At 56.4% G+C, this 13303-nt stretch carries 13 protein-coding genes; 7 read left to right on the top strand and 6 right to left on the bottom strand.

Annotated elements, in window-relative coordinates:
• From FHC51_RS19005 to FHC51_RS18990, 4 genes are all read left to right on the top strand, one after another.
• A partial coding sequence (locus FHC51_RS19005) for an IS1 family transposase (RefSeq protein ID WP_000641146.1) occupies positions 1–100 on the top strand: 100 nt, incomplete at its 5' end.
• A gap of 153 nt (positions 101–253) precedes the next feature.
• A complete protein-coding gene (locus tag FHC51_RS19000) occupies positions 254–769 on the top strand; it encodes a DUF805 domain-containing protein (RefSeq protein WP_220436340.1) in 516 nt (171 codons plus the stop codon).
• 256 nt (positions 770–1025) lie between these two features.
• Complete coding sequence (locus tag FHC51_RS18995) at positions 1026–2609, top strand: MFS transporter (protein WP_159339520.1); 1584 nt, start codon at positions 1026–1028, stop codon at positions 2607–2609.
• Positions 2610–2613: 4 nt separating this feature from the next.
• Positions 2614–3753 carry a glycoside hydrolase family 105 protein gene (locus FHC51_RS18990; RefSeq protein ID WP_220436339.1) on the top strand — a complete coding sequence of 380 codons (1140 nt, stop codon included), beginning with the start codon at positions 2614–2616 and terminating at the stop codon, positions 3751–3753.
• Between the two features lie 142 nt (positions 3754–3895).
• Here FHC51_RS18990 and argS read toward each other — a convergent pair whose 3' ends face one another.
• Complete coding sequence (argS, locus tag FHC51_RS18985; protein ID WP_220436338.1) at positions 3896–5629, bottom strand: arginine--tRNA ligase; 1734 nt, start codon at positions 5627–5629, stop codon at positions 3896–3898.
• A gap of 175 nt (positions 5630–5804) precedes the next feature.
• On the opposite strand from argS, the gene FHC51_RS18980 reads away from it, so the two are divergent.
• Complete coding sequence (locus tag FHC51_RS18980) at positions 5805–6365, top strand: VOC family protein (RefSeq protein WP_220436734.1); 561 nt, start codon at positions 5805–5807, stop codon at positions 6363–6365.
• Positions 6366–6449: 84 nt separating this feature from the next.
• Positions 6450–7193: a copper homeostasis protein CutC gene (gene cutC / locus FHC51_RS18975; protein WP_220436337.1), complete on the top strand. Its 744-nt coding sequence runs from the start codon at positions 6450–6452 to the stop codon at positions 7191–7193.
• 520 nt (positions 7194–7713) lie between these two features.
• On the opposite strand, the gene cmoB is transcribed toward cutC, so the two are convergent.
• From cmoB to FHC51_RS18950, 5 genes are read right to left on the bottom strand one after another with little or no spacing between them, the layout of a single operon-like run.
• On the bottom strand, positions 7714–8685 hold the full coding sequence (gene cmoB / locus FHC51_RS18970) for a tRNA 5-methoxyuridine(34)/uridine 5-oxyacetic acid(34) synthase CmoB (protein ID WP_220436336.1): 972 nt from the start codon (positions 8683–8685) through the stop codon (positions 7714–7716).
• A complete protein-coding gene (gene cmoA / locus FHC51_RS18965; RefSeq protein WP_220436335.1) occupies positions 8682–9422 on the bottom strand; it encodes a carboxy-S-adenosyl-L-methionine synthase CmoA in 741 nt (246 codons plus the stop codon). Before cmoA ends, cmoB begins: the two co-directional genes overlap by 4 nt.
• Before the next feature lie 40 nt (positions 9423–9462).
• Positions 9463–9858, bottom strand: a complete 396-nt coding sequence (locus tag FHC51_RS18960; RefSeq protein ID WP_114314606.1) for an MAPEG family protein — start codon at positions 9856–9858, stop codon at positions 9463–9465.
• Between the two features lie 50 nt (positions 9859–9908).
• Positions 9909–10727 carry a DUF72 domain-containing protein gene (locus FHC51_RS18955; protein ID WP_220436334.1) on the bottom strand — a complete coding sequence of 273 codons (819 nt, stop codon included), beginning with the start codon at positions 10725–10727 and terminating at the stop codon, positions 9909–9911.
• Complete coding sequence (locus tag FHC51_RS18950; RefSeq protein ID WP_103822386.1) at positions 10724–11290, bottom strand: hydrolase; 567 nt, start codon at positions 11288–11290, stop codon at positions 10724–10726. Before FHC51_RS18950 ends, FHC51_RS18955 begins: the two co-directional genes overlap by 4 nt.
• A gap of 240 nt (positions 11291–11530) precedes the next feature.
• Here FHC51_RS18950 and aspS point away from each other — a divergent pair, with 240 nt between their 5' ends.
• Positions 11531–13303, top strand: coding sequence for an aspartate--tRNA ligase (aspS, locus tag FHC51_RS18945; protein ID WP_103822385.1), 1773 nt, complete (start codon positions 11531–11533; stop codon positions 13301–13303).

The raw sequence follows: 13303 nt of genomic DNA, 5'->3' as shown, positions 1-13303 counted from the left end.
TCTGGCAAGGCTGGGACGGAAGTCACTGTCGTTCTCAAAATCGGTGGAGCTGCATGACAAGGTCATCGGGCATTATCTGAACATAAAACACTATCAGTAAGTTGGAGTCATTACCAATCCGGGGAACGTCGCGGTGGCGCTATTTTTATTGCTTGTTTCAGAGGCGCTAAAGGTCAGTTCGGTAATCATCTCAGGAAAATTAAATAAGTAATGCCTTAATCACTCAGGGATAGTGTTTTAAAAGGATGAAGGTATGCATAAAAGTATTAAGGATTGTTATTTCGACGGCTGGAAAAAGGCGTTCGTCTATAAGGGGCGAGCGACAAGAAGAGAATTTTGGTTATTTATCGTCATTAATATAGCGATTGTTCTCTTTATTGCCGCACTGAGTTATTTCTTTCTCATAGCATTGATTGCCGATCGTACCGGTCGCGGGGGAATGATACTGGTGTGGGCCTGGTTTGTCTGGCTTCCGCTCAGGGCGCTTGCCCCGGTAATCTTGCTCATACCAGTCGTCTCGCTGGGTATCCGCCGAATGCACGATGCAGGAAAATCGGGGTGGTGGTTTGGCGGGGCGCTACTCTTCATTCTGCTGATCCTGCCGCTCATTCTGACGGGTATTCATCAGGTTATGCTTATCCCGGTAGATAATCACTCTGCAGAGCAGGTGACGGCGTTCATCACGATTACGCTAAATGTATTAGCGGCTATCTCCATTCTCTGGCTTTGCTGCTTACCGAGCAAAACATCTGAGCAGGACGTTTTGTGATCGCTTTTTCGCCAGTTATCAGGCCATTCTGATGACTGGCTCGCAAAACTGACCCCTCCTTTTGAAGCAAAAGAAACGCTGTTTTATAAAACAGTGACACGCGTGGTAATTCTCTTTGCATTTTTGCCAGTTGCCGCCTGGCGGTGGCAGAAACAGAAAGGTATCCCGTAAGCGATACTCTTACTGTAACCGTCTAGTCACTCCCGTTAGCGTCGCGTTAACCGGGAGTCATCTAAAACTTACAGGGTCGACGGTAATGAAAACACGTAAAATTGGACTCGCGAACTATCTTGCTTACGGATCGGGTGATTTTCTCGGGGCAGGGACCACAGCGCTGACCGCTGCCTGGCTATTATATTTCTACACCACCTTCTGTGGCCTCACGCCGATTGAGGCCACCTTCATCTTTGCTGCGGCAAGGGTTCTGGATGCCGTCGTCAGTCCGCTGATGGGCTTCCTGACCGATAACTTTGGCACCACCTGGCTTGGCAAACGCTTTGGCCGCCGCAAGTTCTTTATTCTGCTCGGCATTCCCTGCGTCTTCAGCTACTCGCTGATGTGGGTCGGGGATATGGGCTTCTGGTACTACCTGCTGACCTATCTGATCTTCGATATCGTCTACACCATGATCCTGGTCCCGTACGAAACGCTGGTGCCGGAGATGACCGACGATTTCAAACAGAAAACCAAGTTCTCCGGTGCGCGTATCTCTATGGCGCAGATGTCGGCGATTCTGGCCTCGTTCCTGCCGGGTATTCTGTTAACCCACTTCGGTAAAGACAACGCCATCTCCTTCTTCTATGCCAGCCTGGTCTTCTCGGTGCTGTGCGCCCTGATGCTGACCTTCGTCTGGTTCTTCACCTGGGAACGTCCGCGTGAAGAGTGGAGCGAAGCCGCGCTGCGTGCCGAAGAGGAGAAGAAAAAACTGACCCTCGGCCAGAGCCTGAACCGTCTGTTCGTTGAGCTGAGCTCTACCCTGCGGATCAAAATCTTCCGCCAGCACCTTGGGATGTACCTTGGGGGCTACATCGCCCAGGATGTGTTCAACGCCGTCTTTACCTACTACGTGGTCTTTGTGCTGATGCAGGAAGCCTCCATGGCCTCGAATCTGCTGGGCACCATGGCTATCTTCCAGTTCCTGGCCGTTATCGCGATGATTCCGCTCTGCATCCGCTTTGGACCGGCACCGTCGTACCGCATGGTGGTGGTGCTGTTTGGTCTGGCGTCGCTCTCCTATGCCGGTTTGTATTACGCCGGTATGAGCGACATCTACGCGCTCCTGCTGCTGGTCTCTGCCCTGGCGGGTCTGGGTCGCGGTGGGATCAACTATGTGCCGTGGAACACCTACACCTATATCGCTGATGTGGATGAAGTCATCACCGGCCAGCGCCGCGAGGGGATTTTCGCCGGGATCATGACGCTGACCCGTAAAGCGTCCCAGGCGGGAGCCATCATGCTGGTAGGGATTGTGATGCAGATGTCCGGCTTTGTCAGCGGCCAGAAGGTGCAGCCGGAAGGGGTAAGCCACACCATTCTGATGATCCTGAGCGTGGGCACTATCCTGGTGCTGACCTGCGGCTTCCTGGTCTCATTGCGCTTTAAGCTGAATTTACAGACGCACAGTACGCTGCGTGAAGAGACGGCCAAAATGCGTGAATCTGGCCGCGCGATGCCGGAGGCTGCCACGCCGCAGGCCCGCGCCACGGTTGAGATGCTGGCCGGTATGCCATACGACTGCCTGTGGGGAAACAACAACATCGGCTATCTGAACCGCAATAAACCCGCTGCACCGTCCCTGAAAGAACGTGCTCCACTGAATTCGACATACAACAGAGGTTAAGATTATGAAGGTTTGGCCTGTCAAACATAGCCCGTTACTGCGTCAGCCAGAGCGTTTTATCGCCAGAGATGAACTGAAAACGCTGATCCAAAACGTGACGCATAACCTGGTGAACATTCACGATAAAACCGGCGAGTTTTTACTGCGGCTGGACGACGGGCGGGTAATCGACACCAAAGGCTGGGCGGGCTGGGAGTGGACTCACGGGGTCGGTCTCTACGGTATCTGGCAGTATTACTGCCAGACCGGGGATGAAGCGATGCGCGATATCATCGACAGCTGGTTTGCCGAGCGTTTTGCCGAAGGGGCCACCACCAAAAACGTCAACACCATGTCGCCGTTTTTGACCCTTGCATATCGCTATGAAGAGACGCGCAACCCGGCCTGGTTGCCATGGCTGGAGAGCTGGGCGGAGTGGGCGATGAACGAGATGCCGCGCACCGAGCACGGCGGTATGCAGCACATCACCCTGGCGGAGGAGAACCACCAGCAGATGTGGGACGACACCCTGATGATGACCGTCCTGCCGCTGGCGAAGATTGGTAAACTGCTCAATAAACCCGAATATGTGGAGGAGGCGGTCTATCAGTTCCTGCTGCACGTGCAGAATCTGATGGATCGGGAGACCGGGCTCTGGTTCCACGGCTGGAACTACGACGGCCACCACAACTTTGCCAACGCCCGCTGGGCGCGCGGCAACAGCTGGCTGACGATCGTTATTCCGGATTTCCTTGAGCTGGTGGATCTGCCGGAGAACAACGCCGTGCGCCGCTATCTGGTGCAGGTGCTGAACGCGCAGATTGCCGCCCTGGCGAAGTGTCAGGATGAGAGCGGCCTGTGGCATACGTTGCTCGACGATCCCAACTCCTATCTGGAGGCCTCGGCCACCGCCGGCTTCAGCTACGGGATCCTGAAGGCGGTACGCAAGCGCTATGTAGGGGCCGAATATGCGGAGGTGGCGGAGAGAGCCATTCGCGGGATCGTGAAGAACATCTCCCCGGAAGGTGAACTGCTGCAAACCTCGTTCGGTACCGGAATGGGCAGCGATCTGGAGTTCTATCGCCAGATCCCGTTGACCTCAATGCCGTATGGTCAGGCGATGGCAATCCTCTGTCTGACGGAGTATCTGCGCAAGTATTTTTGACCACTGCACTCCCCGGTGGCGCTACGCTTACCGGGGCTACAAACACAAAACCCGGCTTGCGCCGGGTTTTTTGTTATTGCGATAACCGATTTTTGTAGGCCTGATAAGCGAAGCGCCATCAGGCATTAACCGGGCACCGATGTTACATACGTTCTACGGTTTCGATACCCAGGGTATCCAGACCCAGCTTCAGGGTCTTCGCCGTCAGCTGCGCCAGCTTCAGGCGGCTGTTGCGTACCGCTTCGCTCTCGGCAGAGAGGATAGGGCAGTGCTCGTAGAAGCCGGAGAACAGGCCCGCCAGATCGTACAGGTAGGCACACATCACGTGTGGGGTGCCGTCGCGGGCGACCACGGAGAGCGTCTCTTCGAACTGCAGCAGACGAGCCGCCAGCTGCGCTTCACGATCTTCAGTGATGGTCACCTGCGTCCGGGCCAGTACGCTTTCATCGATCTCAGCCTTACGGAAGACAGACAGCACACGGGTGTAGGCATACTGCATGTACGGTGCGGTGTTACCTTCGAACGCCAGCATGTTATCCCAGTCGAAAACGTAGTCGGTGGTCCGGTTCTTGGAGAGATCCGCGTATTTCACCGCACCGATACCGACGGCGTTGGCCAGTTTTTCCAGCTCATCGGCAGGCATATCCGGGTTTTTCTCCGCCACCAGACGACGGGCACGCTCCAGCGCCTCGTCCAGCAGATCCGCCAGCTTCACGGTACCGCCCGCACGGGTTTTAAACGGCTTGCCGTCTTTACCCAGCATCATGCCGAACATGTGGTGCTCCAGCGGCACGGATTCCGGTACATAGCCCGCTTTGCGCACGATGGTCCACGCCTGCATCAGGTGCTGGTGCTGACGGGAGTCGATGTAATAGAGCACGCGATCCGCATGCAGGGTTTCATAGCGGTATTTCGCACAGGCGATATCGGTGGTGGTGTAGAGGAAGCCGCCATCCTTTTTCTGGATGATGACGCCCATCGGTTCGCCTTCCTTGTTTTTGTACTCATCAAGGAACACCACCGTCGCACCTTCGCTTTCGACCGCCAGGCCTTTGGCCTTCAGATCGGCCACGATACCGGCCAGCATTGGGTTATAGAGGCTTTCACCCATCACGTCCTTACGGGTCAGGGTGACGTTCAGGCGGTCATAGGTGATCTGGTTCTGGGACATAGTGATGTCCACCAGCTTGCGCCACATCTCAAGGAAGTACGCATCGCCGCCCTGCAGTTTCACCACGTAGCTACGGGCGCGCTCGGCAAAGGCTTCATCTTCGTCGTAGTGCTTTTTCGCATCGCGGTAGAAGCCTTCGAGGTCCGCCAGGGCCATTTCACCGGCATTTTCCTGCTGCTGCTTTTCCAGCCAGGCGATCAGCATCCCGAACTGGGTGCCCCAGTCGCCGACGTGGTTCGCGCGGATCACGTTGTGGCCGAGGAACTCCAGGGTGCGCACCGCGGCATCACCGATGATGGTGGAGCGCAGATGGCCGACGTGCATCTCTTTCGCCACGTTCGGGGCAGAGTAGTCAACGACGATAGTCTGAGGCTGCGGCTGCGCCACACCCAGACGATCGGACTGCAACGCGGCATCGACGTTCTGCGCCAGGAAGGCAGGATCGAGGAAAATGTTGATAAAGCCCGGTCCGGCGATTTCGGTTTTGCTGGCAATACCGCTGAGATCCAGATGGGACAGAACCTGCTCTGCGAGTTGTCGTGGCGCCATGCCCAGTTTTTTCGCTACGGCCATCACGCCATTGGCCTGATAGTCGCCAAACTGTACTTTCGCGGACTGACGAACCTGCGGTTCACAGTCTGCAGGTGCGCCTGCAGCAATCAGTGCCTGACTGACTTTTTCTGAGAGAAGAGCCTGAATATTCACCGGGATACCTTACATTTTTGACGCGGGCCATCATGCTGCCGCGCCCGTTAACGAATTTAGGCCGGGAGTATACTGCAATTGCCCGTTGTCGTCAGCACTGGCTCAAAACAGCGGTTGGTGGCAGGCCGCCAACAGAGTAAATTAACGCTTTTGCATGACGATAAGAGTATCAATGATGGCGAACTGGCAATCTATTGACGACCTGCAGGATATTGCAGCCGATTTACCGCGTTTCACTGACGCCTTCGCGGCGCTTTCCGCTCGCCTGGGTCTGGATATCGCTCCGCTCGCGGCGGACCACATCTCCCTGCGCTGCCATCAGAATGCCACGGCGGAGCGCTGGCGGCGCGGATTTGAGCAGTGCGGCGAACTGCTCTCGGAGAACATCATCAATGGTCGTCCTATCTGTCTCTTTAAGCTGAATGAACCCGTCTGCGTCGCCCACTGGCGCTTTACGGTGGTTGAACTGCCGTGGCCGGGTGAAAAACGCTACCCCCACGAAGGCTGGGAGCACATCGAGATTGTCCTGCCCGGCGACCCGGATACCCTGAATGCCCGCGCCCTGGCGCTGCTCTCTGATGAGGGCTTAAGCCAGCCGGGCATTTTTGTGAAAACCAGCTCGCCAAAAGGGGAGCGCGAGCGCCTGCCAAATCCGACCCTGGCAGTTACCGACGGCAGCGTGACGGTGAAGTTTCACCCCTGGACAATCGAAGAGATTGTCGCCAGTGAACAATAAAGCGAAAGAGTTGTGAGGTGACGCCGTGTCGCGGGGAAGGCGGCATGGCATGATGCAAAACCCGACAGGCTATAAGGAGGCTTCGTGGCATTGCTGGAGATCTGTTGTTACAGCATGGAGTGCGCCGTGACCGCACAGGCGCATGGCGCCGATCGCATTGAACTCTGTGCCGCCCCGAAAGAGGGCGGGCTGACCCCCTCGTATGGGGTGCTGAAATCGGTGCGTCAGGCGGTGAGCATTCCGGTTCATCCGATTATTCGCCCCCGCGGCGGGGACTTTTGCTACAGCAGCGGCGAATTTAACGCCATGCTGGAGGATATCGCCCTCGTCAAGGAGCTGGGTTTCCCGGGGCTGGTCATCGGCCTGCTGAATGAAGATGGTCATATCGATATGCCGCGCATGCGCCAGATTATGGCTGCTGCAAAGGGAATGGCGGTAACTTTTCATCGCGCTTTCGATATGTGTGTAAATCCGCGGCAAGCCTTTGAAAACCTCGCGGAACTGGGGGTTGCGCGTGTGCTGACTTCGGGTCAACACGCCTCCGCAGAAAAAGGTATTTCATTAATTAAGGAACTAAAAGCGCAATCAGGTGTTCCAATAATAATGGCGGGTGCTGGCGTTCGCGCCGCCAATCTGGAGACGTTTTTACAGGCAGGGGTGGAAGAGTTGCACAGCTCGGCAGGCAAGTGGTTGCCGTCACCCATGCGCTATCGCAACACAGGCTTGTCGATGTCGACGGATGCCGACGCGGATGAATATTCCCGCTACGGCGTCGAGGGAGAGTCGGTTGCAGAGATGAAGGCGATAATTGAAAGGTATTGTCGCTAAACCAGTTTTTACCGCGCATCATGTCGCCCAATATGATGCTTGTTTGTACCAGGCCCCTGCAATTTCAACAGGGGTCTTTTTTTGTCTCATTTTTGAGAACGTAGAACCGTTCCTGATACTATTTATGTTCTTAAAGCTATGAAGAAAGATAATAGAATAAAGGACTTACAGCGGCTCCCCGATCCGGCTGAAAATCGCCGAAGCGTTTCCGGAAGGCCGGGGCGAGGCGCAGGGATGCGCCGAGAGGGCATAGCCTGCAGGGATGCAGGCTGGTGCCCGACCCGAAAGCCTGAAGGAATAAGCTGAGGGTCACCGCGAAGCGGCGATTTTCTTTGCCGGGAGCCGGGATTGTGAAGGGGGCGGCGGCGAGCCCCCTTCACACGTTCACGGGTGACGCTGTTGATAGAGAAGCGCAGAACGTAAGGTGAACGGAACCACCACCTCAGTCGCATGTTTCCCCTCACTCCAGCCCTCTCCCTCAAGGGAGAGGGAGCAAAACATGTAGAGCTGGGAAGGAAAATCACGGCTTGGTGGCAATCAACACCGCGCGAACCGGGGCTGGATAACCCTCAATCGTTTTGCTGCTGTCATTCGGATCGAGGAACTCGGCCAGAGATTCGGTGGTCATCCACTCGGTACGGCGCTGTTCGTCGGTAGTAGTAGGGCAGACATCCGCGATACGGATATCGACAAAACCGCACTTTGCCAGCCAGTTTTTTAGCGCCAACGCCGACGGAATAAAGTAGACGTTACGCATCTGGGCATAGCGATCCCCAGGCACCAGCACGGTGTTCTCATCTCCTTCAACCACCAGCGTCTCCAGCACCAGCTCACCGCCGTTGACCAGCTGATCTTTCAGCTGCCAGAGGTGTTCCAGCGGGGAGCGGCGATGGTAGAGCACGCCCATGGAGAAGACGGTGTCGAACGCCGCCAGCGCCGGGAGTTGCTCAATCCCCAGCGGCAGCAGGTGCGCGCGCTGGTCGTTGCCCAGCAGTTTGCGCACCGCTTCGAACTGGCAGAGGAACAGCTGGGTCGGGTCGATGCCTACCGCCAGATGGGCGCCTGCGCCAATCATACGCCACATGTGATAGCCGCTGCCGCAGCCGACATCCAGAATGGTGCGTCCGGTTAAATCAGAGAGGTGCGGCAGCACGCGCTCCCACTTCCAGTCTGAACGCCATTCGGTGTCGATCTGCATGCCGTAGAGAGAAAACGGCCCTTTGCGCCACGGCATCAGGTTGCGCATCAGGTTTTCGAGACGCAGCATCTGGCCTTCGCTCAGCGGCTGTTCACTCTCGGCGGTAACGCTGTGCAGCAGGTCGAGCTTATAGGGCTTCATCTCCGGCAGAAATTCCACCGCATTTTTCCACTGCTTAAACTGGCCGTGCAGGGATTCACGCTGCCAGGCGGCGATCTGCGCGGGCAGGGTTTCCAGCCAGTGGGAGAGATGGTTTTTGGCAATCAGCTGATAAAAGTTACCGAAATCAATCATGCGTTACCGCCTTTCAGCGCCACCAGTGAGCCAAAGTTGAAGCACTGGAACCACAGCTCCCTGTGCGCGAATCCGGCTTTGTGCAGTCGGGCTTTGTGGGTTTCAACCGAATCGGTCAGCATCACATTTTCCAGCATGCTGCGCTTCTGGCTGATCTCCAGCTCGCTGTAGCCGTTGGCACGTTTGAAATCGTGGTGCATGTTGAACAGCAGTTCGCCGACGGTGGCATCTTCGAAACTGAATTTTTCCGACAGCACCAGGGCGCCGCCAGGGTTCAGCCCCTGATAAATTTTGTCCAGCAACAGCTGACGGTCTTCGGGCACCAGGAATTGCAGGGTAAAATTCAGCACCACCATCGAGGCGTTTTTAATCTCGATATGGCGAATATCGCCTTCGACCACTTCTACCGGGGTCGGGGCTTTCCAGGCGTCGATATGGCGGCGGCAGCGTTCGACCATGGCCGGTGAGTTGTCCACAGCGATAATCTTGCAACCGTCGTGCTTAATATTACGACGAACCGACAGCGTGGCTGCGCCCAGCGAACATCCCAGATCGTAGACCTGCGTGTCCGGCTGAACAAAACGTTCCGCCAGCATGCCGATCATGGAGATGATATTAGAGTAGCCGGGGACCGAGCGCTGGATCATATCCGGGAAGACTTCAGCCACCCGTTCATCAAAGGTCCAGTCGCCCAGACTGGCGATAGGCGCAGAAAAAAGCGTGTCGCGATCTGACATAATGTAAAAATCCGGGATAAATAAAGGGGCGTATTGTGCGCTAATGCAGGGAGAAAACCAACTCCCAGGGCATATACCACAGGTTAGCCAGCACCATTAGCACAAGCGAACACCAGGTCGCGCTCATGCCGGAGCGGCGCCAGCGGAACAGGCGCTGATGGAGACCATAGTAGTGCATCAGGCGTCCAAGGATCAGCAGCAGGCCGCAGACGTGCACCATCCAGGTCTCCGCGCCATTCATTTCCATAAATAACAGCAAGATCAGTGCCGTTGGGAGATACTCCACCGCATTGCCATGAATGCGGATTGCGGTTTGCAACTCAGAGAAACCTCCGTCGCCATAAGAGACGCGGTACAACATCCGCAGGCGCGCAATATCGAACGAAAACTTGATTAACAGTAACGCACCCAGTACCGCATACAGCGCGCAAACCATACAAACTCCCTGTTTTTTGGCAGATGGCACTTCTATGATAGGGGGTGAGCTCAGAAAAGAGAAGATTGTTGCGGGATCGTGGGAGCGTCGCCAATGGACGGCGCCACGGCCTGCAAGGCGTGCCAGAGAGCATCGACCAGTTGCGGCGCCTGGGCGATATCAGGGGTATGCAAAAAAAGATACGGCGTGGCGGTCTGTTCCCACTTCGCCAGGGTCTGTAACCAGACAGCAAACAGCGCCTGGTTTTGCGGCATGTTGTCGCTGCCGATAAAACGCACCATTGGATTGCTGGCGGTCATTACCGCATGAACTGGTACCTTCGGTTTTTTACGCTGAGCGTCGATGATGGCCTCGTTGTGCGGCACGGCGGCGTGAACCGGGCGGCTGTCGAGAATGGTGCGATTGACGCCGCGCTCATGCAGACCGCGGTTAAGCGCTTTCTCCGCCTCGCCTTTCATGAAGAACTCAGGATGACGAACCTCAACGCCATAAGTGAACTCCCGGGGCAGGGCATCGAGAAACTGCCATAGCGCGGGCAGATCGCGTGGGCCAAAGGTGGCGGGGAGCTGCACCCAGTACTGGCCGATGCGGTTGGCCAGCGGCGACAGGCGGGTAAAAAATTCTGCGGTTAAATCGTCACAGTTACGCAGCGCAGCCTGATGGGAGATGGCGGCCGGGAATTTAAAGCAGAAACGAAAGTCGTCGCTGGTCTGCTCTCGCCAGCGCGCCACCACTTCAGGTTTAGGCAGGGCATAGAGCGTGGTGTTACCCTCCACACAATTAAAGTGGCGGGCGTACTCTTCAAGACCCGTTATGCCCAGCCGCACCCATTTCGGGTGCGACCATTGGGGTAACCCCAGATAGATCATAGTGCGTTGATTATCTCTTCGGTGCTGCGTACCCGGCCAATACGCGGGAAGATATTCGTCATACTGCCGAGGTGCTGCTCGGCCGAAGCTGCGCTGCAGGCATCTTCGGCGATCACCAGGTTAAAGCCCAGCTCCCAGGCGTTGCGGGCGGTGGATTCGACGCCAATATTGGTGGAGATCCCACACAGAATGATCGTATCGATGCCGCGACGACGCAGCTGTAACTCAAGATCGGTGCCGTAAAACGCGCCCCACTGGCGCTTGGTCACTTCGATATCGCTCTCTTGCTTACCCAGTGACAGCGGGTAGTCCCACCAGTTTTCCGGCAGAGCATGGGCAGGGGCTTGTGCATCTACCGGCTGCTTCAGCGCCTCGGCGAAATCAGCGGACCAGCCCACGCGGACCATCACTACCGGCGAGCCGCTGGTGCGGCATTTTTCCGCCAGACGTGCGCTGCGGCTGACCACATCCTGAGCGGTATGCGGGCCACCGGCAAAGGGCAGGATCCCTTCCTGTAAATCAATCACCACAAGGGCGGTACGGGCAGCGTCGAGTGTGAACATGGTTTTTCCTGTTAAATAGTGAGCCATGCTAATACCTTACGCTGAGCCAGCCTGTTCCAGGTCTGATATTTTTGTTAAATTTTGTGAGAATATGCAAGATGCGAGCAGCAAACGCGCGCATGGCGCGCTTCTCTCTTATCGTCTGGCGGAATTTCCAGTATAATAGCCGCCTTTTTTCATCCAGTTTGACATACAAAAAGCTGCGACATAGTAGCCTGCGGCTAAGTTAAGGGATATCTCATGCGTACAGAATATTGCGGGCAGCTGCGTCAGTCCCACGTCGGACAGCAGGTGACCTTGTGTGGTTGGGTCAACCGTCGTCGTGATCTTGGCAGCCTTATCTTTATCGATATGCGCGACCGTGAAGGCATCGTGCAGGTGTTTTTCGATCCAGACCGCGCCGATGCGTTAAAGCTGGCAGCTGAACTGCGTAACGAGTTCTGCATCCAGGTGACCGGTACCGTGCGTGCGCGTGACGAGAAAAACATCAACAGCGACATGGCGACCGGCGAAATCGAAGTGCTGGCGACCGATCTGACCATCATCAACCGTTCAGAATCGCTGCCGCTGGATTTCAACCACGTCAATACCGAAGAAGCGCGTCTGAAATATCGCTACCTCGATCTGCGTCGCCCGGAAATGGCCGAACGCCTGAAAACCCGCGCGAAAATTACCAGCCTGGTGCGCCGCTTTATGGACGATCACGGTTTCCTCGATATCGAAACCCCGATGCTGACCAAAGCGACCCCGGAAGGCGCGCGCGACTACCTCGTGCCATCCCGCGTCCATAAAGGCAAATTCTACGCGCTGCCACAGTCTCCTCAGCTGTTCAAACAGCTGCTGATGATGTCCGGTTTCGACCGCTACTATCAGATCGTCAAATGCTTCCGTGACGAAGACCTGCGCGCTGACCGTCAGCCAGAATTTACCCAGATCGACGTCGAGACCTCCTTCATGACTGCCGAGCAGGTGCGTGAAGTGATGGAAGCCCTGGTGCGCAGCCTGTGGCTGGACGTGAAGGGCGTGGATCTGGGCGACTTCCCGATCATGACCTTCGCCGAAGCCGAGCGCCGCTACGGCTCTGACAAGCCAGACCTGCGTAACCCGATGGAGCTGGTGGACGTTGCCGACCTGGTGAAAGGCGTAGAGTTTGCGGTCTTCTCCGGCCCGGCTAACGATCCGAAAGGCCGCGTGGCTGCCCTGCGTGTACCGGGCGGTGCAAGCCTGAGCCGTAAGCAGATCGACGACTACGGTAACTTCATCAAGATTTATGGCGCGAAAGGCCTGGCTTACATCAAAGTCACCGAGCGCGCGAAAGGCATCGAAGGCATCACCAGCCCGGTGGCGAAATTCCTGAATGCTGAGATCGTCGAATCCATCCTGGCGCGCACCGAAGCCCAGGACGGCGACATGATCTTCTTCGGGGCAGACAACAAGAAAGTGGTTGCCGATTCAATGGGCGCACTGCGTCTGAAGTTGGGTAAAGATCTGAACCTGACCGACGAAGCCAAATGGGCGCCGCTGTGGGTTATCGACTTCCCAATGTTTGAAGACGACGGCGAAGGCGGCCTGACCGCTATGCACCACCCGTTCACCTCGCCAAAAGATATGAGCGCGGCAGAGCTGAAAGCGGCGCCGGAAGAGGCTGTGGCGAATGCCTACGATATGGTCATCAACGGCTACGAAGTGGGTGGCGGTTCCGTGCGTATCTACAGCGGTGAAATGCAGCAGACCGTGTTTGGTATTCTGGGCATTAACGAACAAGAGCAGCGCGAGAAGTTTGGCTTCCTGCTGGACGCGCTGAAGTACGGTACTCCGCCGCACGCGGGTCTGGCGTTTGGTCTGGATCGCCTGACCATGCTGCTGACCGGTACCGACAACATTCGTGATGTTATCGCCTTCCCGAAAACCACCGCCGCGGCGTGTCTGATGACCGAAGCGCCAAGCTTTGCTAACCCAACCGCCCTGAGCGAGCTGGGTATCGAAGTGGTGAAAAAGGAAGAGAAAAACTGA

Source organism: Leclercia sp. EC_58 (assembly GCF_019584355.1).
In the GTDB taxonomy this organism is placed as follows: Bacteria; Pseudomonadota; Gammaproteobacteria; order Enterobacterales; family Enterobacteriaceae; genus Enterobacter.
This window is presented reverse-complemented; position numbering and strand designations above follow the sequence as displayed.